Below are 20,388 nucleotides of genomic sequence, written 5' to 3'. Positions count from 1 at the left end.
AGGAAGGAAACTGTGAGTATGGAAGATTTCAACGTATACAAAGATATACAGGACCGCACGAACGGGGAGATTTACATCGGCGTGGTAGGGCCAGTGCGTACCGGCAAATCCACCTTTATCAAGAAATTTATGGATACGGTGGTCATCCCCAATATCCCAGACGGGCTCCAGCGGGAACGGGCTGTAGATGAACTGCCCCAATCTTCCGCCGGCCGCACCATCATGACCACAGAACCCAAATTTATCCCGGAGCAGGCCGTGTCGGTGCAGATAGACACCGACGCCATGTTCAATGTGCGCATGATCGACTGCGTAGGCTATATAGTCCCCAGCGCCATTGGCTACATAGAGGAAGATCAGCCCCGCATGGTGCGCACCCCCTGGTTCGATGAGCCCATCCCCTTTAATATGGCCGCGGAAATCGGCACCAAAAAGGTGATTACCGAGCATTCGACGATTGGCCTGGTTATCACGACAGACGGCAGCATCAGCGACATCCCACGGGAGGAGTATGAGGAGGCCGAGGAAAGGGTTATTGATGAACTGAACCAGACCAGCCGCCCCTTTGTCATGCTGCTGAACTGCGTATCACCCGGCGACCCGTCCTCCAAGGCCCTGGCCGCAAGGCTTTCGGAGAAGTATCGCGTGCCGGTGTTGCCGGTAAACTGTATTGACATAACCGAACAGGACATCAAGGAGATCATCGCCAGCTTGCTGTACCAGTTCCCTGTGCGGGAAGTGGAATTGGCGGTACCTGGCTGGGTGGCCTCGCTGGGCGCGGACCATTGGCTGTACGCCTCTGTATTTGGGGCGGTCAAAGACTGTTGCGCCATTAGCCGTATGCGGGAAGTACGGGGTATGCTGGACGGCGTACGGGTCTGCGACTCCATCCAGGCGGTCAACGTGCGGAAGATCGACCTAGGGAGCGGCTGTGCCAGCGCCGAACTGATTTTTGACCAGTCCCTGTTCTACAAGATACTCAGCGAAAAGACCGAGTTGGAGATCCATGACGAGTCCGAACTGCTGGCCCAGTTGATCGAGATGACCCAGATAAAAAAGACATTCCAAAAGCTGCGCCAGGCCTATGACGATGTTCTGGAAACAGGTTACGGGATCGTCATGCCCGAAGTGGAGGAATTGACCCTGGAGGAGCCACAGATCCTCAAGCAGAACGGCAAGTATGGCATCCGGCTAAAAGCCACCGCGCCGTCGATCCATATGCTCCGCACCCAGATCAATACGGAGATCACGCCGATTGTGGGCTCCGAGCAGCAGTCGGAGGAACTGGTCCTGTACCTGCTCAAAGAGTTTGAGGAAAACCCGGTGAAAATCTGGGAGTCCAACATTTTTGGCAAATCTCTGCACTCCTTAGTCAATGAGGGGATGCACAACAAACTGTACCGTATGCCCAATGACGCCCGCGAGAAGGTACGGGAAACCATCGAGCGGATCATCAACGACGGCTGTAGCGGCCTGATCTGTGTTATACTGTAATGCAGGATCAGGAGAAATTACGGGAGATAGACAGCCTGGGCGAAGAGGACAGCATGGCCCAGGAGGAATTTTGGGAAACGCCGGAAGTGGAGGCAAGGCGGGGGTGGGGCGGGGCCCCGCTGTTGCAGGCGGTTATCTGCGCGCTGGCGTTGTTGGCACTGGTATTTTTTAAGTTTACCGATGAGGAGAAGTACCGGGAAATTTCCCAGTGGTACGGTAACGAAATGGCCCAGGAAATAGAACTGCCGCAGTGGCAGGGGACAGCTCCTGCGCCGTCCCCATCCCCAACGCCGTCCCCATCCCCCAGCCCCACGCCACCCATCCAGGCAGATACCGCGCCCCTACAAATGCTGTGATTACGATAACGATAGGGAAATGTCAGGTGCAGGTCTACTTTTCCTGTTTCGCGCTGCTGGCCTTTTGCTGTATTTTTAACGGTATGGGTGGCGGCGCAGCCTGTTTTCTGGCAGTAATCTTACATGAATGCGCCCACCTGGCAGCCATGTGGGTATTTGGGGTGTATGCGTCCCAGGTAACGCTTACCGCGCTGGGGTGCAGGGTAGTGCCCAGTAAAGGGAAAAACTTGCCAGACTGCCGGCAGGCGGTGGTTTCCCTGGCTGGGCCGGGCGTCAACTTGCTATGTTTCTTGCTGGCACTTGCCCTGGGGGCGGCCCAAAGCACTTTTGCCGGGGCTAGCCTGGCCTTGGGCATAGCACATAGCCTTCCTATAGAGCCTCTGGACGGCGGGTTAGCCCTACGGTACCTTCTACGCGCCAGGCTCGGCGGGCCACGGGCAGAAAAGCTTAGCCGGATGCTCTCCGCCCTTTTCCTGTTCCCATTGGCTGTATTGGGGTTCCTGGTCCTGCTACACACCCGGTACAACTACTCGTTGCTGGCATTAAGCGTGTACCTTATGCTGTATTTGGTGTTGGGCCGGGATTACGCCCAGCCTTGACCCACAATATTTTTCCATCCGCTTGCAAAAGGCCGCAAAATAGATTATAATAATCAAAAAAACGGAAAAGGGATGGAAATGTACCCGAAAGAACTTGAAAAGATCCTGCTAAAGGTAGAAAAGCCAGGCCGCTACGTGGGTGGCGAAACCCATTCGGTGATAAAGGATAAAAAAGAGGTAGAGGTACGGTTTGCCTTTTGCTTTCCGGACATCTACGAAATCGGTATGTCCCATATGGGGATTAAAATATTGTATGGGGCCTTCAACCAGGTGCCGTATTTCTGGTGCGAGCGGGCGTTTGCCCCGTGGATAGACATGGAGCAGCATATGGTAGAAAACGGCATCCCCCTTTATGCCTTAGAGAGCGGGGACCCTGTAAAGGACTTCGACTTTATAGGGTTCACCTTGCAATATGAGTTGAGTTATACGAACATTCTAAATATGCTAAAGCTGGCAGGTATTCCCCTTCACAGTGCGGACCGCCCGGATTTGTTCAACATTGTGGTAGCCGGCGGCCCCTGTGCCTGCAACCCGGAGCCGTTGGCAGACTTCTTTGACCTGTTCTTTTTGGGTGACGGCGAGGAAGTTGACCTGGAGGTTATGGAGCTTTACCGCCAATGCAAAAAGGAGGGGGTAGGCAAACAGGAATTCCTGCGCCGGGCCGCCCAAATCGAAGGCGTCTATGTACCTGCGCTCTACGAGGTATCATACCATGCGGATGGTACGGTAAAAAGTTACACGCCTAAGCCCGGCGCACCGGCTACGGTACGTAAGCGTTCTGTCAACGATATGGACACCGCTTATTTCCCGGAGAGTTTCCCTGTGCCGCTTATTGATATTGTCCATGACCGTGTTTCTGTGGAGGTGCTGCGGGGCTGTATTCGGGGCTGCCGTTTTTGTCAAGCCGGTTTCCTTTACAGGCCTTTCCGGGAAAAGAGCATAGAGGCCATTGACCGGCAGTGCCATGCCCTTTGCGCCTCTACGGGCTATGACGAGATATCCCTTTCCTCACTCAGTACCAGCGACCACAGCCGGCTGATCGAACTGCTGGATCACCTGCACCGCTGGACAGAGAGGGAAAAGGTCAGCTTGTCATTGCCCTCCTTGCGGGTGGATAATTTTTCCCCGGAGTTGATGGCGCGCGTGAATTCCGTGCGGAAGAGCGGGTTGACCTTTGCACCGGAGGCCGGTTCCCAGCGGATGCGGGATGTGATCAACAAAAATGTTACCCAGGAAGAACTGATGCACACGGTCAATATCGCCTTTACAGAGGGTTGGACGCGGATCAAGCTTTACTTCATGATCGGCCTGCCGACAGAGGCCCTGGAGGATGTGCAAGCGATTGTGGAGCTAGGCAACCAGGTGGTGGATGCCTTTTACGCCAACAAGGAAAAACCCAAGGGGAAGGCAGTCGAGGTTTCCCTGAGTGCGGCTGCTTTTGTGCCCAAGCCTTTTACGCCCTTCCAGTGGTTCGGGCAGGACACAATGGAGATGCTCCATGAGAAACAGCAGGCGTTGAAGTCAACGCCCCACAGCAAACGGGTAAGCGTTAACTATCACGGGGCGCAGACCAGCTTTTTGGAGGCCGTATTTGCCCGGGGCGACCGCCGGCTGTGCGCGGTGATGGATAAGGCGATGGAATTTGGCCTGCATTTTGACGGTTGGGAAAACTGTTTTAATTTTGACAAGTGGATGGAGGCTTTTGACGCTTGCGGCCTTGACCCGGCCTTTTACGCCAACCGAACCCGCCCCTTTGACGAGGTATTTCCCTGGGACCATTTGGATTATGGAATCCGCAAAGGGTTCCTGGTGGAGGAATGCCGCCGGGCCTACCAGGGGTTGACCACGCCAAATTGCCGGGAAAAGTGCTCCAACTGTGGGGCGGCCTGTTATAAAGGGGGTGTATGTGTTGAAAAACGTACGGGTGTGGTTTAGCAAGACCGGTGCCATGCGGTATATCTCCCACCTGGATCTTACCCGCTGCATGGGCCGTGCCATAAAGCGCGCTGGCCTGCCGGTCTGGTATACCCAGGGGTTTAACCCACGCATCTATATGAACTTTGCCATGCCGCTCTCCCTGGGCGTCAGTGGTGAGCGGGAATGTATGGACCTTCGGCTGGAAACGGATGGAACAACGGATTTGCAGCAGATGTTCCAACGGTTTGCGTCTTATCTTCCACAGGGGGTTTCCGTATGGGAGGTGACGGAACCGGAACTGGGGTTTGAGGAGATCGCTTTTGCAGAATATGAGCTGTGGATGGAAACAGAGTCCCCACAAACCCTCTATAATACCCTTAAGACCATGCTAAGAACCGGTCCAGTTATCGTGATGAAACACGGAAAAAGGGGGGATAAACCCCTGGATATCCAGCCCTTTTTTGAGAAAATGGAGGCCCATATAGAGGAAAACGGGCTGCGTTTGCAAGTAAAACTGCCTTGTACACAAAACGGTAGTGTTAACCCTGGGCTGTTGGCAGAGGCCTTAAAGAACCTGCATGGCTGCGAGCCGTATGTCCAAATTACCCGGAAACGGCTGTTGGCGAAAGATCTTAACGATATGCGGTAAATTTTTCTTGCCTTTTGCTACAAGTTGTGGTATAATAAACGAGCATTTGAAGATCCGCGGGTTTTCTCAAAAAATGGCTTGCCCGTGGGGTTCACAGCGCAATTTTGCGCAAGAAGCGGGCAGTCCGCTGCCGGGGTATCCGGCATGAATGCCTGAAAATACCTAGTTGGAGGAATATCAAATGGACGCAATCAAAATGATCTCCCAGGATTCTCTGAAAGCAGAGGCTCCCCAATTCAACATCGGCGATACCGTGCGGGTAGATGTGAATATCCGCGAAGGTGAGCGTGAAAGGATCCAGCAGTTTGAAGGCACTGTGATTGCCCGCAAGGGTAGCGGTGTCAGCGAAACCTTTACCGTACGCCGTGTTTCCTACGGCGTTGGTGTAGAAAGGGTTTTCCCTCTGCACTCTCCCAATGTTAAGGCTGTCCGGGTCGTTCGTCACGGCCGTGTGCGCCGGGCTAAGCTGTACTATCTGCGTGACCGCGTGGGCAAGGCAGCCAAAGTCAAAGAGCAGATCAAGTAAACTGCATAAACACTGGGAGAAGGGACAATTTGTCCCTTTTTCTATTCCTGCTTATAAATACTATCGAAAAACTTGACAGATGGACGATGGGAGGAATCGGCATGAACCAGGAGAATATGGGCGTAACGCAATCAGGAAAACCACAGCGCTCTTTTGCGGCGTGGCTGCTGGAGTGGGTGGAAACCATTGGTGTAGCTTTTGTGGCAGTTACGCTATTCTTTACCTTCTTTGCGCGAATTATCACCGTGGATGGTATCTCTATGGAGCCTACCTATTTTGATGGCGACCGGGTCTTGGTGACCTCCCTGGCAGGCGAGGCACAAAAAGGGGATATCGTCATCATTGTCCATGCTTTAGAGGATACGATAATCAAACGTGTCGTTGCCACGGAAGGGCAATGGGTGGATTTTGACCCAGAATTGGGTGAACTTACAGTGGATGGTGTACCTGTCTACGGGGAAGAATTTGGGATCCAGAATGGCATTACCTTTGTGCCGGACCGAAATGGCATGGTGGTGGAATTTCCCCAACAGGTTCCCACAGGTTGTGTTTTCGTTTTAGGGGACAACCGTGGAAACTCCACAGACAGCCGGTATCTTTCGGTGGGGATGGTTAATAGGAAAAACCTCCTCGGTAAGGTAGTCTTAAACCTATATCCGCTTTCCCGTGCAGGCCTGCCGGGCAAACACTGAATAGTTAGGAGATTTGCTCTATGTGTGAGATCATGCCGGTGCAGTGGTTTCCCGGCCATATGGCCAAAACCCGGCGTAAAATCATGGAAGACTTAAAACTGGTCGATGTTGTGGCCGAGTTATTGGACGCCAGAGTACCTAAAAGCAGTTCTAACCCAGTGCTTAGAGAGATTGTCCGCAATAAGCCCAGAGTAGTCGTGCTGAACAAAAGCGACCTGGCGGACCCCGCGCAGACGGCCCGTTGGGTATCAGCTTGTAAAGAGGACGGGGTAACGGCAATCCCTGTGGAGAGTAAGACTGGGAAGGGATTACCGGCTATCTATGCGGCAATCCGTCAGGAGCTCAAGGAACAGATTGCTGGCTGGGAACGGAAAGGGATGACCGGGCGGCCTATCCGTGTCATGGTACTGGGCATCCCCAATGTGGGGAAGTCTTCCATTATCAATCGCATGATTCTTGGGGGCAGCGCGGGGAAGGCTGAGGTACGGGACAAGCCAGGCGTTACCCGGCAAAATCGTTGGTTTACTGTAGGGAATGGTTTTGAACTGCTAGATACGCCAGGCGTCCTGTGGCCAAAGTTTGAAGACCCTGTTGTAGGTGAACATTTGGCGTTTACTGGTGCAGTTCGGGATGAAATACTGGATATGGAAGGCCTTGCAGCTAGGCTGTTAGAGTTGCTTGTGGAACTTTATCCAAAAGCTGTTTATACCCGTTATAAGTTGGAGCAACCAGAGGAAAAACTTACCGGGCACGCACTCCTTGAAATGGTTGGCCGGAAACGTGGTATGCTGGTTTCCAAAGGAGAAATTGATACAGAACGGGCTGCTATTGCTGTGCTGGATGAGTTCCGGGGCGGCAAATTGGGTCGAATTACTTTGGAGTGGGCATAGATGGACTGGTTTTTTTATGAGCGGCAAGCGATAGAACGTGGACATCAAGCGGTATGTGGTATCGACGAGGCCGGCCGTGGCCCCTTGGCAGGCCCGGTATGTGCAGCAGCGGTCATTTTGCCACTGGGGTGTCAAATCGAGGGGCTGGATGATTCGAAGAAACTCACTGAAAAAAAGCGGGAACAGCTTTTTGACGTGATTACAACCCAGGCGGTCGCTTATGGGGTTGGCTGGGCTAATGAGGTAGAGATCGATACAATCAATATCCTGCAGGCGACATTTTTGGCAATGCGCCGCGCAGTGGAGGCCCTGTCCATACCCCCAGATTATGCGTTGATTGACGGAAACCGAATGCCTGCGCTGGATTTTCCTGGTGAAACCATCATAAAAGGCGATGGAAAGTGTGCCAGCATTGCGGCTGCGTCAATCCTAGCCAAAGTCAGCCGGGACCGCTTATTAAGGGAATGGGACAAAAAGTACCCGGAATATGGTTTTGCCAACCATAAGGGATACGGGACAAAAGCCCATTATGCGGCCATTATCCGGTATGGGGTTTTGCCAGTACACCGGCGAAGTTTTTTGAACAACTTAGAAACAAAGCGGTTGTAATGGGACTTTGCTTTACGGCTGGGAGGTAATCCATGTCCAATCACACAGGTAAAGCGGGAGAAAATTTCACTGCCGGTTGGCTGGAAAGGCAAGGGTTTCAAATAGTCGCGCGGAATTTCCATTCCCGTTATGGAGAAATTGACATTATAGCAGAAGATGAGAAATACATTGTCTTTGTAGAGGTCAAGACGAGGAAATACGGGGCTATGGTTTCTGCGTTGGAGGCTATTACCTGGGAAAAGCAGAGAAAAATCCTTTTGACTGCCGAAACATACCTTTTGAAAAGCCCAAGCACTTTACAGCCTCGTTTTGATGTGGCTACCGTTAGTACGTTGCATGGAGTGCCTGAGGAATTGCAGTATTTTCCCAACGCTTTTGGCTTATAGGAGGAGAGTTATGCGCTATTTTGACTTGCACTGCGATACCATAACGGAATGTTTTTCGCACAACCAAGGGCTAAAGAAAAATAATTTGCATATAGATTTGGACCGGGCGGATGCACTTGATACCTATGCCCAATGTTATGCTGTTTGGGTGCCGGATACACTTCATGGGGAAGAGGCATTTCAGTACTTCCGCCAGGTTGCTGTACGGCTTGGCCAAGAAACAGAGGCCAACCAGGAATCCATACAGCGGTGTGCTTTGCCAGATGACTGGGATACTGCCCAGCGAGAACATAGGCACTGCGCTATTTTAACGGTGGAGAATGCCTCCGCATTGGGGGGGAAACTTGCCAACATAGCAGAGTTTGCACGCTTGGGCGTAAAGCTTTGCACCTTGACGTGGAACGGTGCTAACGAATTGGGCCGAGGCGTTCGTGCAGAGGGCAATACGGGCCTTACTGATTTTGGCAGGCAGGCTGTTGTGGAACTTGAACGGCAAGGCATTATCGTAGACCTTTCCCATGCCAGCCCAGAGCTGTTTGAGGATGTGATGGGTATGGCAAAAAATCCTGTGGTTGCGACGCACTCTAACGCAAGGGCGCTTTGCGGGCATCCCAGGAACTTGACAGACGCGCAGTTTATTAAAATCAGGGATTCCGGTGGCCTGGTTGGCTTGAACCTGATTAGCTTTTTCTTAAATGACGATCCTGCTAAAGCAGGAATAGAAGATATCCTGCGCCATGCTGAGCATTTTCTTTCGCTAGGTGGAGAGGACACTTTGGCCATTGGTGCAGACTGGGATGGAGGAGCACTGAAAGATTTTCCTTTGGCGGGGATACAGGACATCCCTTTGTTGTATGAGTTTTTCCTACGCCGTGGCTACAGTGAAAGGCTGGTGGATAAGATTTTCTTTGCAAATGCCGCTGATTTTTTCAAACGTGAAAAATTGCTTTGACATACATTGCAATTTGATGTATAGTTATGGCAGTAGAATAAAGCGAATAGGTGATGCGAATGACGTATAAAAGTACCAGGGATCCGGCACTCCGTTTTCAATCCGCACAGGTTATTTCCCAAGGCATTTCCAAAGAAGGCGGGCTTTTTGTGCCAGAACATCTGCCGGATGTCCGAAACCTTCTACCACAGTGGAAGGGATTGACCTATCAGGCATTGGCGATTGAACTGTTTGGGTTATTCCTTACAGATTTTAGTAAAGAAGAAATTACGGCCTGTGTAGAGAGTGCCTATGCGGTAGATAAGTTTGGTGAAAAACCTGTAAAGCTGCAAACCTTGTCTGGCGTAGGTAACCGGCATCTATTAGAGTTATGGCATGGACCTACTTGCGCTTTTAAGGATATGGCTTTACAGATATTGCCGCATTTCTTTACAAGGTCATTGACAAAGGTGGCACCAGGTAAAGAAGCTGTTATCCTTGTGGCGACTTCCGGGGATACGGGTAAGGCTGCGCTGGAAGGTTTCCGGGATGTGCCCGGGACAAAAATTGTGGTATTCTATCCGCAGGATGGGGTAAGCCCAATGCAAAAACGCCAAATGGCTACCCAGGAAGGTGAAAACGTTTTTGTCTGCGCCATTGAAGGCAATTTTGACGATGCACAAACGGCCGTAAAAAAGATTTTTACAAACGCGGATATCAACACGCGCATGGATATGCATGATAAGATGTTTTCCAGCGCCAATTCTATCAACTGGGGGCGGTTGTTGCCACAAATCGTCTACTATTTTTATGCCTATTTCGAACTCTGCCGCGAAAAGGGTGTTTTGCTGGGTGAAGGGGTAAATATCGCTGTACCTACAGGTAATTTTGGCAACATCCTGGCTGCCTATTATGCCAGGGAAATGGGGTTACCGATAAAGAAGTTTATCTGCGCCTCAAACGCGAACCGCGTGTTGACGGATTTTATCCACACTGGTGTATACGATCGCCGGCGTGAATTCTTTGCAACTACTTCTCCCTCTATGGACATTTTGATTTCCAGCAATCTGGAACGCTTGCTTTATGCTCTTTCTGGAGAGGACAGTGTGTTGCTGACGAACTGGATGGCGCAACTGACGGCTGAAGGCCATTATGATGTGGGGGATGTAGTGCGCCAGAAGGTGCAGGAATTGTTTTATGGCGGTTCTTGTGATGATGCCCATACAGCCCAGACCATACAGGAAACTTGGGAACAATCCAGTTATCTTTGTGATACCCATACCGCAGTTGCTTTGGATGTGTATCATCAGTATGTTGAAAAAACCGGGGATGTTTCTACGCCAACCATCGTTGCCTCGACTGCAAGCCCTTATAAGTTTGTAGGTGATGTTCTGTGTGCTTTAGAGCCGCTTAAGAGTGTGGATGAGTACGAGAATATCCGGCGGCTGGAGGAATTGACTGGTGTTGCCGCACCGGCACAATTAACAGCGTTAAATGGCAAGCCAGAACGCTTTACAACTACGATTGCTAACGCTGCCGCGCCAGAATATGTCCTACGGGTACTGGGAATCGGCGAAACATAGATAAGGGAGCATAAACCATATGGCGTTGTATGTTATTGCGGATTTGCACCTTTCTCTGGGGGCCGATAAACCAATGGATATTTTTCCAGGCTGGAAGAACTATACCAGCCGTTTGGAAGAGAACTGGCGGGCGCAGGTGGGCCAGGAAGATACAGTTGTTCTTGCAGGAGATACCTCTTGGGCAATGAAACTGGATGATTGTCAAAAGGACTTTGACTTTATCCATAGCTTACCAGGGCGTAAACTGCTGCTAAAGGGAAATCACGACTATTGGTGGAGCACCAGGAATAAGATTGATAACTTTCTTGCAGCCAATGGTTTCCATTCCATTCAAGTCATGCATAACTGCGGTTACCGGGTAGGGGAACGTGCCTTGTGTGGTACAAGGGGCTGGCTTTACAATGCTGAAACCGAAGAGGATAAAAAAATCGTTAATAGGGAAGCGGGACGTTTATTGGCCTCGATCAATGCGGCGAAAGAATTGGGTGGCAAATTAACGGCATTTCTCCATTATCCGCCGGTTTATGGTGATATGGAGTGTAGGGAGTTGTTGGATATCCTGGAAGAAAATCAGGTGGAAGACTGCTATTTTGGGCATATCCATGGCCAATATGCCTCTAAAAAAGCACTGATGGGCGAATATAAAGGGGTAAAAATGCATCTGATTTCTGGCGATTACCTGGGATTTCAGCCAGAGAAGGTTGAATAGGAAAGGGTTCCGGGAATTTCCTAAGATTTATTACGAAAAAAGTATAGATTCTTGGGCTGTCTTATGATATAATAAGGCAGATAATGAAAAGCGGCGTTGTCTGTGGGATTTTGCCGCCAAACAAATATAAAAAGTTTTATGTTTGAGAGGGAAAGCAAATGAATTTAAAATCTTCCAACAATATCGAAACCAACAAGTACGAATTGGAACTGGCTGTTACTCCTGAAGAGTTGGATCAGGCGATCAATGTGGTTTATAAGCGTGAGAGCAAGCGGATGAACGTGCCTGGTTTCCGCAAGGGGAAAGCTCCCAGGCATTTTATTGAGAAATTTTACGGGGAGGATGTATTCTACCAGGCGGCGGTGGATCATCTCTATAACCCTATGATGAATAGCGCTATTGAGAAATCTGGGCTGGAGGTTGTGGGTGTTAACAACTATACCATTGCGGAAATTGGTAAGGACACAGGCATTGTTGCCAAACTCACTGTTACGGTACAGCCGGAAGTCAGCATTGAGGGCTATAAGGGCATTGAAGTTGTTAAAGAACCTGTAGAGCCCACAGAAGAGGAAATTGAGGCAGAAATCCAGCGGATACGGCAGCGTAATGCCCGCATGGTGACAGTGGAAGATCGTCCAGCAGAAAATGGGGACATTACCGTCATAGACTTTGACGGCTATACGGATGGGAAACAATTTGACGGCGGCAAAGGGGAAAATTTCGACCTGACCTTGGGGTCTGGCCAGTTTATTCCTGGGTTTGAAGAGCAGGTCGTTGGCCATAATGCCGGCGATGAGTTTGATGTGAATGTAAAGTTCCCGGAGGACTACCATGCCGAGGAACTGAAGGGGAAGGATGCAACCTTCAAGATCAAGCTGCACGAGATCAAGCACCAAGAGTTGCCTGAGGTAGACGATGAGTTTGTAAAGGACATCAGCGAGTTTGACACTTTGGAGGAGTATAAGAACGACCTTAAAGAAACTGTACGCAAGCGCAAAGAACGTGTGGTAGAGTCCAGCGTAGAACAGCAACTGATCAAGGCTGTGATCGATAAGGTGGAGGGTGATATTCCCGATATGATGATAGAGCGGGAAACAGACGAGATCATTAACTCCTTTGATATGCAACTGCGCGAGCAGGGGATGAACCTGGAGAATTATCTAAAATACACCAACGGTACGGTTGACAGCCTGCGGGAGCAGTATAAGGAACGTGCCGGCCAGCAGGTGCGGGTACGTTTGGGGCTTGCGAAGATTGCCCAGCAGGAAAACCTGGAAGTTACCGAGGCAGAAACTGAGGCTGAGTTCCAAAAGCTGGCCGACGCATATGGGATGCCTTTGGAGAACGTGAAGGAAGTTATCCGCGCTAAAGATATTGCAAAGGATGTAGCAAACCAAAAGGCGATGGAGTTTATTAAAGAGAACGCGGTATACACGGATAAGCCTGCCAGCGAGGACAAGCCTGTAGAAGAATAAAAATATAAGGGTTAAACTTGCCTGAAATGGAATAAATCTTATTGTTTGACTTCATACTATTCAATGCGTCTTTGAGAAAGGAGCAACTGCACATGAGCCTAGTACCTTATGTAGTAGAGCAGACAAACCGGGGCGAACGCTCTTACGATATTTTTTCCCGTCTGCTGAACGATCGGATCATCCTTCTCAACGAGGAGGTCAACAATGCCTCCGCCGGTGTGATTGTGGCCCAACTACTGTATTTAGAGGGACAGGATCCAGAAAAGGATATTGCCCTTTATATCAACAGCCCAGGAGGGGTTATTACCGCTGGTATGGCCATTTATGATACCATGCAGTATATCAAGTGTGATGTATCTACAATATGCCTTGGTATGGCGGCCAGTATGGGGGCTTTCCTGTTAGCTGCCGGTGCTAAGGGAAAACGGTTTGCGTTGCCAAATAGCGAAATCATGATCCACCAGCCCAGTGGCGGCGCCCAGGGCCAGGCAACGGACATCAGTATCCACGCCAATCATATTCTTCGGGTCAAAAAGAATTTGAACCATATTTTGGCTGAACGTACTGGCCAGCCTATAGAAGTGATTGAGAGGGATACAGAACGGGATAATTTCCTCTCGGCGCAAGAGGCCTTGGAGTATGGGCTGATTGATAAGGTGATCGATAAGAGATAATGGGAAAGGATGAGGACAGATGGCAGTGAATAACGAAAACGATGTCTCCTGTTCCTTTTGTGGCAAGCCGCAGGCAATGGTGGGCCAGTTGATTGCGGGCTCTGGTGTGTATATCTGTGACTCCTGTGTGCGGCTGTGTATGTCTATTATCAGCGATGAGGACCGGTTACAGCATGGCTCGCCCCCCGAACACGATACCAGCTTGTTGCTGCCTAAGCCGGTTGAAATCAAACGTAAGCTGGATGAATATGTAATAGGCCAGGATGAGGCAAAAATTGCCCTGGCTGTGGCGGTTTATAACCACTATAAGCGCATCTATTTTTCCGGCGATGGAGGGGTAGAACTCTCAAAAAGTAATGTGCTGCTGCTGGGGCCTACTGGTGTGGGAAAGACTTACTTGGCGCAGACTTTGGCAAAACTGTTGGATGTACCCTTTGCTATTGCAGATGCCACCACGCTGACAGAGGCTGGTTATGTAGGTGATGATGTGGAGAACATCCTCCTCAGGCTGATTCAAGCTGCAGATTATGATATTTTCCGGGCGGAGCGGGGCATTATTTATATCGATGAGATTGATAAAATTTCCCGCAAATCGGAGAATCAGTCCATTACCAGGGATGTCAGCGGCGAGGGCGTGCAACAGGCATTGTTGAAGATCCTAGAGGGGACTACGGCCAGCGTCCCGCCTAAAGGGGGACGTAAGCATCCCCAGCAGGAGGCCATTAACATTGACACCTCTAATATTTTGTTTATTTGTGGTGGCGCTTTTGACGGCCTAGAAAAAGTTGTACAAAAACGAATGGCATCCAGTTCCCTGGGTTTTGGTGGCGAGGTACACGGTAAGCGTGAACTGGATGAAAAGAACTGGATGCGCGATGTTACACCACATGATTTGGTAAAGTATGGCCTGATTCCTGAACTGGTGGGCCGTATCCCGGTTATTTCCTCTTTGGAGGCATTGGATGAGGCCGCGTTGGTGCGCATTTTGAGGGAGCCAAAAAACTCATTGATCCAACAGTATCAGCGCTTGTTTGATTTGGATCGTGTTGATTTGGAGTTTACGGATGATGCTCTGGTGATGATTGCCAAGAAAACTTTGGCGCGCAAAACTGGGGCGCGAGGGTTAAGGGCTATCTTGGAGGATTTGCTAACACCTGTGATGTATCAGGTTCCCAGTGATTATACGGTGGAAAAGGTTGTAGTGACTAAAGAAATGGTGGAGAAATCGGCTGGTCCTGAAGTTTACCATAATAAAGAACGCAAACCTATGAAAATAAGAATCACTGCCCCTAAGCGCCGGGAGCGTAGAGATCCTTCGGCGTCATAAAAACCAAACAGCTAGAAGGCTGCTGCCGAGAAACCGGCTGCAGTCTTTCGCTGGTTTTAGGAGAACAATATGCAAAATTTTACAGATGAGACAATAAATAATGAGAGTAATTTGGTTTTGCCTGTATTGGCTGTAAGAGGATTGGTTTTTTTCCCTGGGATGATGTTACAATTTGATATTACCCGAAAAAAATCTGTATTGGCTGCATCGGAGGCTATATCTCGTGACAGGTTAATTTTCCTGGTATCTCAAATACATATGGGGGATAAGGAGCCTGTGGGAGAAGACCTATATAAGATGGGTGTTATTGCCAGGATCAAGCAGGTTCTCCATCACTCAGAAGAAGGTGCAAAACTGCATGTAGAAGGGCTGTGTCGAGGCGAGATACTCTCGCTGTCCCAGGAGGAACCCTTCCTATTGGGAAACGTGTTGAAATGCCCCATGCTCACTTATAAGAAGTCTTATAAATCCGAAGCCTTGATCCGCATTATTCATGAGAAGTTTGACGAGTATTTGCGGCTTTTTAAGCATGTACCGCCGGATGTATTGTTGGGTGTACTACAAGAGAAGGATTGTGGTAGGCTGGCCGACTATATTGCATCGAATATTTCTATTGATTTTGAGCGCAAGCAATACATCCTGGATGAATTGCGCCCTCTAAAGCGTATGCAGAAGATGATTGATGTGCTGACGGAGGAAATTCAGATTCTTGAGGTTGAAAATGAGATCAACCAGAAAGCACAGGCGCAAATTGACGAAAATCAGCGAGAATACTTTTTGAAAGAACAGCTACGTGCCATTACTAGTGAGCTGGGGGATGATGATAATCCCCAACAAGAGGCGGATGAACTGCGGGAAAAAGTAATCAAACTGGGGCTCAATAAGGTCTGCCAAGAGAAATTATTGAAGGAATGTGATAAGCTGTACCATATGCCTTTTGGTTCCCATGAGGGAAGTGTGATTCGGCTCTATCTGGATACTTGCCTCGAATTGCCCTGGAAACAGTCCTCAAAGGAAAAGCTGGATCTGAAACGGGCCCAAAAGGTATTAGATCGGGATCACTATGGTATGGAAAAAGTTAAGGAACGCTTTATTGAAACCTTAGCGGTGAGGAAGCTTGCGCCAACCCAGAATGGCCAGATCATTTGCCTGGTAGGCCCACCAGGCGTGGGAAAGACCTCTATTGCACGCTCGATTGCACAAGCCACTGGACGTAAATATGTGCGTGTATCTTTGGGCGGTGTCAGTGATGAGTCCGAAATCATGGGGCACCGTAAGACTTATGTTGGTTCGATGCCGGGAAGGATTATCAGTGCTATCAAACAGGCGGGAGTCAATAATCCCTTGCTTCTGTTAGATGAGATTGATAAACTGGGTTCAAACTTTAAAGGCGACCCAGCTTCCGCTTTGCTGGAAGTTCTGGATCCAGAACAGAATGGGGAGTTTACCGATCACTACATTGACCTTCCATTTGATTTGAGCAAGGTTCTATTCATCACAACCGCCAATGATGCCTCCCGTATTCCTGGCCCCTTGTATGACCGTATGGATATTATTGAGCTAGGCAGTTACACATTAGAAGAAAAAATGAATATTGCCTCCCGTCATCTGGTCAAAAAGCAACTAGAGAAACACGGGATCAAGGCATCGCAGTTAAAGTTCTCTAAACCGGCGCTACGGCTCTTGATTGATGGATACACACGTGAGGCTGGCGTCCGAACCCTGGAGCGGAGTATCGCAGCGGTTTGCCGTAAAGTTGCAAAAATGATCCTATCAGAGGAAGAATTTAAAAGCTATTCGGTTAAGCCGGAGAACCTGGAAGAACTGCTTGGCCCCCGCAAGTATACCCGTGACAACACATCTAAAGAGGATATCGTTGGAGTGGTTAATGGCTTGGCCTGGACCAGTGTAGGTGGGGAGTTGCTGCCTATTGAGGTAGCCGTAATGCCAGGCACCGGAAAAATACAGCTAACCGGTTCTCTTGGCGATGTAATGAAAGAATCTGCCAATGCAGCGATTACCTGTATTCGTACCCGGGCGAAAGCATTAGGGATTTCTACTAAGTTTTACGAAAATTGCGACATTCATCTTCATGCCCCGGAAGGCGCTGTGCCTAAAGATGGACCTTCTGCAGGTATAGCGATGGCTACGGCGATTACATCCGCTTTGAGTGGAATACCGATTCGGTACGATGTGGCTATGACAGGGGAAATTACTTTACAAGGGCGTGTATTACCTATTGGTGGTTTACGCGAGAAGTCCATGGCAGCATTAAAAAATGGCATCAAGACCGTGTTGATACCCGCGGACAATCTGCCGGATTTGGCAGAGGTAGACCAGGTGGTAAAAAGCAATGTGCAATTCATCCCTGTCAAGAAAATTGACACTGTACTGGAAAATGCTTTACAGTATATGCCCATGCCATTACCACAAGAAACTCCAGTAATACAGGCTGAAATTAGCCAGCCTCCAGCACCTGGATATGCCTGTGACACCCATCCACAGCAAAGGAGATGCCAGTGAATTTTACTAATGTTAAATTTGAGTTGTCTGTAGGTACTTCGTCCCAGTTGCCTCCTTCTCAATTACCGGAGATTGTATTTTCTGGGCGTTCTAATGTAGGTAAATCATCATTACTGAACCGATTAGTAAACCGTAAGATGTTGGCACGCACTAGTGCCACGCCTGGAAAAACAGCAACCATTAATTTCTATCGGTTACCAATATGCAGGTTTGTTGATTTGCCTGGCTATGGTTACGCAAGGGTTTCCCGAAGTGAGAAAGAGCGTTGGGGGGCTTTGGTAAATGGCTATTTTGCCCAGGAAAGAGCCATAGCGTTGGTGCTGCAACTAATTGATATGCGTCATAAGCCTACGGCTGATGATATGCAAATGGTTAAGTTTCTGTCTACCAGCAGCCTGCCTTTTGCTATAGTATGTACAAAGAGTGATAAATTAAATCAGGCTGAAACCCGATCGCAGGAAGAAGTGTTTACTGCTACTTTTGAGCAGCATGGTGTAAAGTTTTATCCTTTTTCAGCAACAAAAGGATACGGCTTGGAAGAGATTAAAGCGTTAATTGCAGGTTCTATAGAAGGGGAATAGGGAATTTTGAAATAGAAGGGAATGGTACATATTTTTTCTCCTTGTTTAGCGATAAATGAATTGGGCCATTTGGCTATCAGTGGATGCGATACAGTAGAATTGGCGCATCAATATGGAACCCCGCTTTATGTGATGAGTGAGGACGAAATTCGCCGGGTATGCCGGAATTATGTCGAGTCATTTCAAAAATTCTATAATGGGAACGGTAGACCTATTTATGCTAGTAAGGCGTTCTGCTGTAAGGAAATGTGCCGTATTGCCTTTAGTGAAGGTTTAGATTTGGAAGTCGTTTCCGGCGGGGAACTATATACTGCTTTAGAGGCGGGCATTCCCGGAAAAAACATCCATTTCCAAGGTAATAATAAGACGCTTGCTGAGCTAGAAATGGCGGTAGACAACCATGTTGGTGACATTGTTGTGGATAATCTTTCTGAGTTAGATAAACTGGAAAAGATAGTAGAGCGTAAAGGGGAAATCGTTCACATCACTTTGCGGGTAAAACCTGGCATTGATGCCCATACACATGAGTTTATCCGTACAGGGCAGATTGATTCGAAATTTGGACTGGATTTGGCAAGTGGTGAGGCGTTTGCCGCAGCCAGCAGGGCTGTTAAGATTCCTGGTGTTAAGTTGGTCGGTTTACATTGTCATATTGGTTCTCAAATCATGGAAAAAGAACCTTTTGTGCATGCGGCAGAGGTTATGTTGGGCTTGTACGATCAGATTATCCGGGAACTAGGGGTCGAACTGGAGATTTTAAATTTGGGGGGCGGTTTTGGTATCCATTATACGGAGAAAGATGATTTTATTCCGTATATGGAGTATATGGAGGCTGTATCTCAAAAGATACATGAAAAGTGTACAGAATTGGAGTTACAACTTCCAAAAATATTTATTGAGCCAGGGCGCTCAGTGGTAGGAGAGGCCGGTATCACACTGTATACGGTGGGGAATATACGGGAAATTCCGCAAATACGAAACTACGTTGCGATTGATGGTGGGATGTTTGAAAATCCGCGTTATGCATTGTATCAGTCAGATTATACCTGTATGATTGCAAATAAAGTGGATAAACCGGCGGATTATCTGGCTACGGTTGCCGGCAAATGCTGTGAAAGCGGTGATCTTATCCAAGAACACACGGCCATCCAGCGCCCAGAAGAAAACGATATTTTAGCGGTTCTTTCTACAGGGGCATATAATTATTCTATGGCCTCAAACTATAACCGTAATCCGAAACCGGCTTGTATTATGGTAAGTCAGGGGGAAAGCCGTGTAGTGATCCGTGGAGAAAGTTACCAAGATTTGCTAAAAAACGATGTATAAACGGTTTACTTTTTTTACAATATTTGATACAATAGGAGTAATCCCATAAATCAAAATAGGAGAGAAACTGTTATGAACGAAAAGTTACAGGATGAAAATCTGGACTCCCTTTTCAAAGCGGTTCTGGCGCTGGAAACTACGGATGAATGTTACCGTTTTTTTGAGGATCTCTGTACGGTGCCAGAACTAAAAGCAATGGCGCAGCGCATTGTCGTAGCACAGATGCTCACGGAGCGGTATATTTATACCGACATAGTAGGCCGTACCGGAGCATCCACCGCTACGATTAGCCGTGTAGCCAGGGCTTTGAATTATGGCAGTGATGGCTATAACCTGGTCTTTGAACGTTTAGGGATACAACCTGCAGATGAGGTTGAGAGAAGATAATGGCTGGTTATTCCGCTTTTGCGCAGTATTATGACAGCTTAACATTTAATGTGGATTACTCTAAGCGGGCCGCATACCTTTTGGAGTTATTTGCACGTTTAGAGCATGAACCTGGGCTTACATTGGATTTAGCCTGTGGGACTGGTTCATTGACTTTGGAACTTTTTCGCCGAGGTGTCGATATTTATGGTGTCGATGCCTCGTCGGAAATGCTTATGATAGCAAAAGAAAAAAGTGTTGATGCTGAAACAGATATTCTGTTTTTACGGCAAAAAATGCAGGAGTTGGATCTTTATGGCACCGTTAAAACTGTGATTTGTGCGTTAGATAGCATTAATCACTTACAGGGTGGGGAACAGGTTCAACGTACTTTCCAGCGGGTTTCGCTTTTTCTGGAGCCAGAGGGATATTTTATCTTTGACGTGAATACTATGTATAAGCATGAGTCTGTGTTGGGAATGCACACATTTGTTTACGACATGGAAGATGTGTACTGTGTCTGGAAAAACCGTTATATACCGGGGAAAGGTCGCGTGGATATTTGTCTAGATTTCTTTAGCCGTGAAGGAAAATTGTATCGCCGCAGTAATGAGCGGTTTTCTGAATATGCTTATCCTGTACCATTGATAAAGGAATGGCTATGTGAGGCTGGATTTGGAAATATCTATGTTTATGATGAACTGACGTTTGATCCGCCCCGTGCGGATAGTCAGCGGTTGGTTTTTGTTGCAAAGAAAGAAAGATAGGGTGTTCT

At 48.6% G+C, this 20,388-nt stretch carries 21 protein-coding genes; all 21 read left to right on the top strand.

Translation table 11 applies throughout. The annotated features are described in order from the left end of the window. Positions 1 to 18 precede the first annotated feature (18 nt). The 21 genes from spoIVA (at position 19) to U8U01_RS09715 (ending at position 20,380) form a co-directional block, all read left to right on the top strand. Positions 19 to 1,494, top strand: a complete 1,476-nt coding sequence (gene spoIVA / locus U8U01_RS09815) for a stage IV sporulation protein A (RefSeq protein ID WP_322173772.1) — start codon at positions 19 to 21, stop codon at positions 1,492 to 1,494. Continuing rightward, entirely contained in the window at positions 1,494 to 1,850 is a 357-nt protein-coding gene (locus tag U8U01_RS09810; protein ID WP_322173770.1) for a hypothetical protein, read from the top strand. Before spoIVA ends, U8U01_RS09810 begins: the two co-directional genes overlap by 1 nt. Then, the gene (locus U8U01_RS09805) at positions 1,847 to 2,449 is read left to right on the top strand and encodes a hypothetical protein (RefSeq protein WP_322173769.1); all 603 of its coding nucleotides are present in this window, start codon (positions 1,847 to 1,849) and stop codon (positions 2,447 to 2,449) included. The genes U8U01_RS09810 and U8U01_RS09805 overlap by 4 nt, the downstream gene beginning before the upstream one ends. Positions 2,450 to 2,527: 78 nt before the next feature. Continuing rightward, positions 2,528 to 4,384 carry a TIGR03960 family B12-binding radical SAM protein gene (locus tag U8U01_RS09800; protein ID WP_322173767.1) on the top strand — a complete coding sequence of 619 codons (1,857 nt, stop codon included), beginning with the start codon at positions 2,528 to 2,530 and terminating at the stop codon, positions 4,382 to 4,384. Continuing rightward, positions 4,356 to 5,015, top strand: coding sequence for a TIGR03936 family radical SAM-associated protein (locus U8U01_RS09795; protein ID WP_322173766.1), 660 nt, complete (start codon positions 4,356 to 4,358; stop codon positions 5,013 to 5,015). The genes U8U01_RS09800 and U8U01_RS09795 overlap by 29 nt, the downstream gene beginning before the upstream one ends. Positions 5,016 to 5,196: 181 nt before the next feature. Next, positions 5,197 to 5,541, top strand: coding sequence for a 50S ribosomal protein L19 (gene rplS, locus U8U01_RS09790; RefSeq protein ID WP_322173764.1), 345 nt, complete (start codon positions 5,197 to 5,199; stop codon positions 5,539 to 5,541). A gap of 101 nt (positions 5,542 to 5,642) precedes the next feature. Continuing rightward, positions 5,643 to 6,233 carry a signal peptidase I gene (gene lepB / locus U8U01_RS09785; protein WP_322173763.1) on the top strand — a complete coding sequence of 197 codons (591 nt, stop codon included), beginning with the start codon at positions 5,643 to 5,645 and terminating at the stop codon, positions 6,231 to 6,233. Positions 6,234 to 6,253: 20 nt separating this feature from the next. Continuing rightward, positions 6,254 to 7,123 (top strand): ribosome biogenesis GTPase YlqF, encoded by an 870-nt coding sequence (gene ylqF / locus U8U01_RS09780; protein ID WP_322173761.1) that lies wholly within the window; start codon positions 6,254 to 6,256, stop codon positions 7,121 to 7,123. Further along, positions 7,124 to 7,732, top strand: a complete 609-nt coding sequence (gene rnhB, locus U8U01_RS09775; protein WP_322173759.1) for a ribonuclease HII — start codon at positions 7,124 to 7,126, stop codon at positions 7,730 to 7,732. A gap of 32 nt (positions 7,733 to 7,764) precedes the next feature. After that, complete coding sequence (locus U8U01_RS09770; RefSeq protein ID WP_322173757.1) at positions 7,765 to 8,118, top strand: YraN family protein; 354 nt, start codon at positions 7,765 to 7,767, stop codon at positions 8,116 to 8,118. Between the two features lie 10 nt (positions 8,119 to 8,128). Continuing rightward, positions 8,129 to 9,070, top strand: coding sequence for a dipeptidase (locus tag U8U01_RS09765; protein ID WP_322173755.1), 942 nt, complete (start codon positions 8,129 to 8,131; stop codon positions 9,068 to 9,070). A 59-nt stretch (positions 9,071 to 9,129) separates the two neighbouring features. Continuing rightward, positions 9,130 to 10,632 carry a threonine synthase gene (thrC, locus tag U8U01_RS09760; protein WP_322173753.1) on the top strand — a complete coding sequence of 501 codons (1,503 nt, stop codon included), beginning with the start codon at positions 9,130 to 9,132 and terminating at the stop codon, positions 10,630 to 10,632. Positions 10,633 to 10,651: 19 nt separating this feature from the next. After that, the gene (locus tag U8U01_RS09755) at positions 10,652 to 11,341 is read left to right on the top strand and encodes a metallophosphoesterase (RefSeq protein WP_322173751.1); all 690 of its coding nucleotides are present in this window, start codon (positions 10,652 to 10,654) and stop codon (positions 11,339 to 11,341) included. Between the two features lie 158 nt (positions 11,342 to 11,499). Further along, entirely contained in the window at positions 11,500 to 12,816 is a 1,317-nt protein-coding gene (gene tig / locus U8U01_RS09750; RefSeq protein WP_322173749.1) for a trigger factor, read from the top strand. 92 nt (positions 12,817 to 12,908) lie between these two features. Continuing rightward, complete coding sequence (clpP, locus tag U8U01_RS09745) at positions 12,909 to 13,490, top strand: ATP-dependent Clp endopeptidase proteolytic subunit ClpP (protein ID WP_322173747.1); 582 nt, start codon at positions 12,909 to 12,911, stop codon at positions 13,488 to 13,490. 19 nt (positions 13,491 to 13,509) lie between these two features. Next, positions 13,510 to 14,817, top strand: coding sequence for an ATP-dependent Clp protease ATP-binding subunit ClpX (gene clpX / locus U8U01_RS09740; protein WP_322173745.1), 1,308 nt, complete (start codon positions 13,510 to 13,512; stop codon positions 14,815 to 14,817). Between the two features lie 69 nt (positions 14,818 to 14,886). Then, positions 14,887 to 17,340, top strand: a complete 2,454-nt coding sequence (gene lon / locus U8U01_RS09735) for an endopeptidase La (protein WP_322173743.1) — start codon at positions 14,887 to 14,889, stop codon at positions 17,338 to 17,340. Continuing rightward, positions 17,331 to 17,921, top strand: coding sequence for a ribosome biogenesis GTP-binding protein YihA/YsxC (gene yihA / locus U8U01_RS09730; protein WP_322173741.1), 591 nt, complete (start codon positions 17,331 to 17,333; stop codon positions 17,919 to 17,921). The genes lon and yihA overlap by 10 nt, the downstream gene beginning before the upstream one ends. Positions 17,922 to 17,942: 21 nt before the next feature. Then, on the top strand, positions 17,943 to 19,247 hold the full coding sequence (gene lysA / locus U8U01_RS09725) for a diaminopimelate decarboxylase (protein ID WP_322173739.1): 1,305 nt from the start codon (positions 17,943 to 17,945) through the stop codon (positions 19,245 to 19,247). 72 nt (positions 19,248 to 19,319) lie between these two features. After that, positions 19,320 to 19,634 (top strand): YerC/YecD family TrpR-related protein, encoded by a 315-nt coding sequence (locus U8U01_RS09720; protein ID WP_322173736.1) that lies wholly within the window; start codon positions 19,320 to 19,322, stop codon positions 19,632 to 19,634. Then, positions 19,634 to 20,380 (top strand): class I SAM-dependent DNA methyltransferase, encoded by a 747-nt coding sequence (locus U8U01_RS09715; protein WP_322173734.1) that lies wholly within the window; start codon positions 19,634 to 19,636, stop codon positions 20,378 to 20,380. Before U8U01_RS09720 ends, U8U01_RS09715 begins: the two co-directional genes overlap by 1 nt. Positions 20,381 to 20,388: the final 8 nt, after the last annotated feature.

It is taken from the genome of Acutalibacter caecimuris, from assembly GCF_034335085.1.
GTDB lineage: Bacteria > Bacillota > Clostridia > Oscillospirales > Acutalibacteraceae > Acutalibacter > Acutalibacter caecimuris.
The sequence above is the reverse complement of the archived record's forward strand: the minus strand, read 5'-3'. Positions and strand labels throughout refer to the sequence as shown.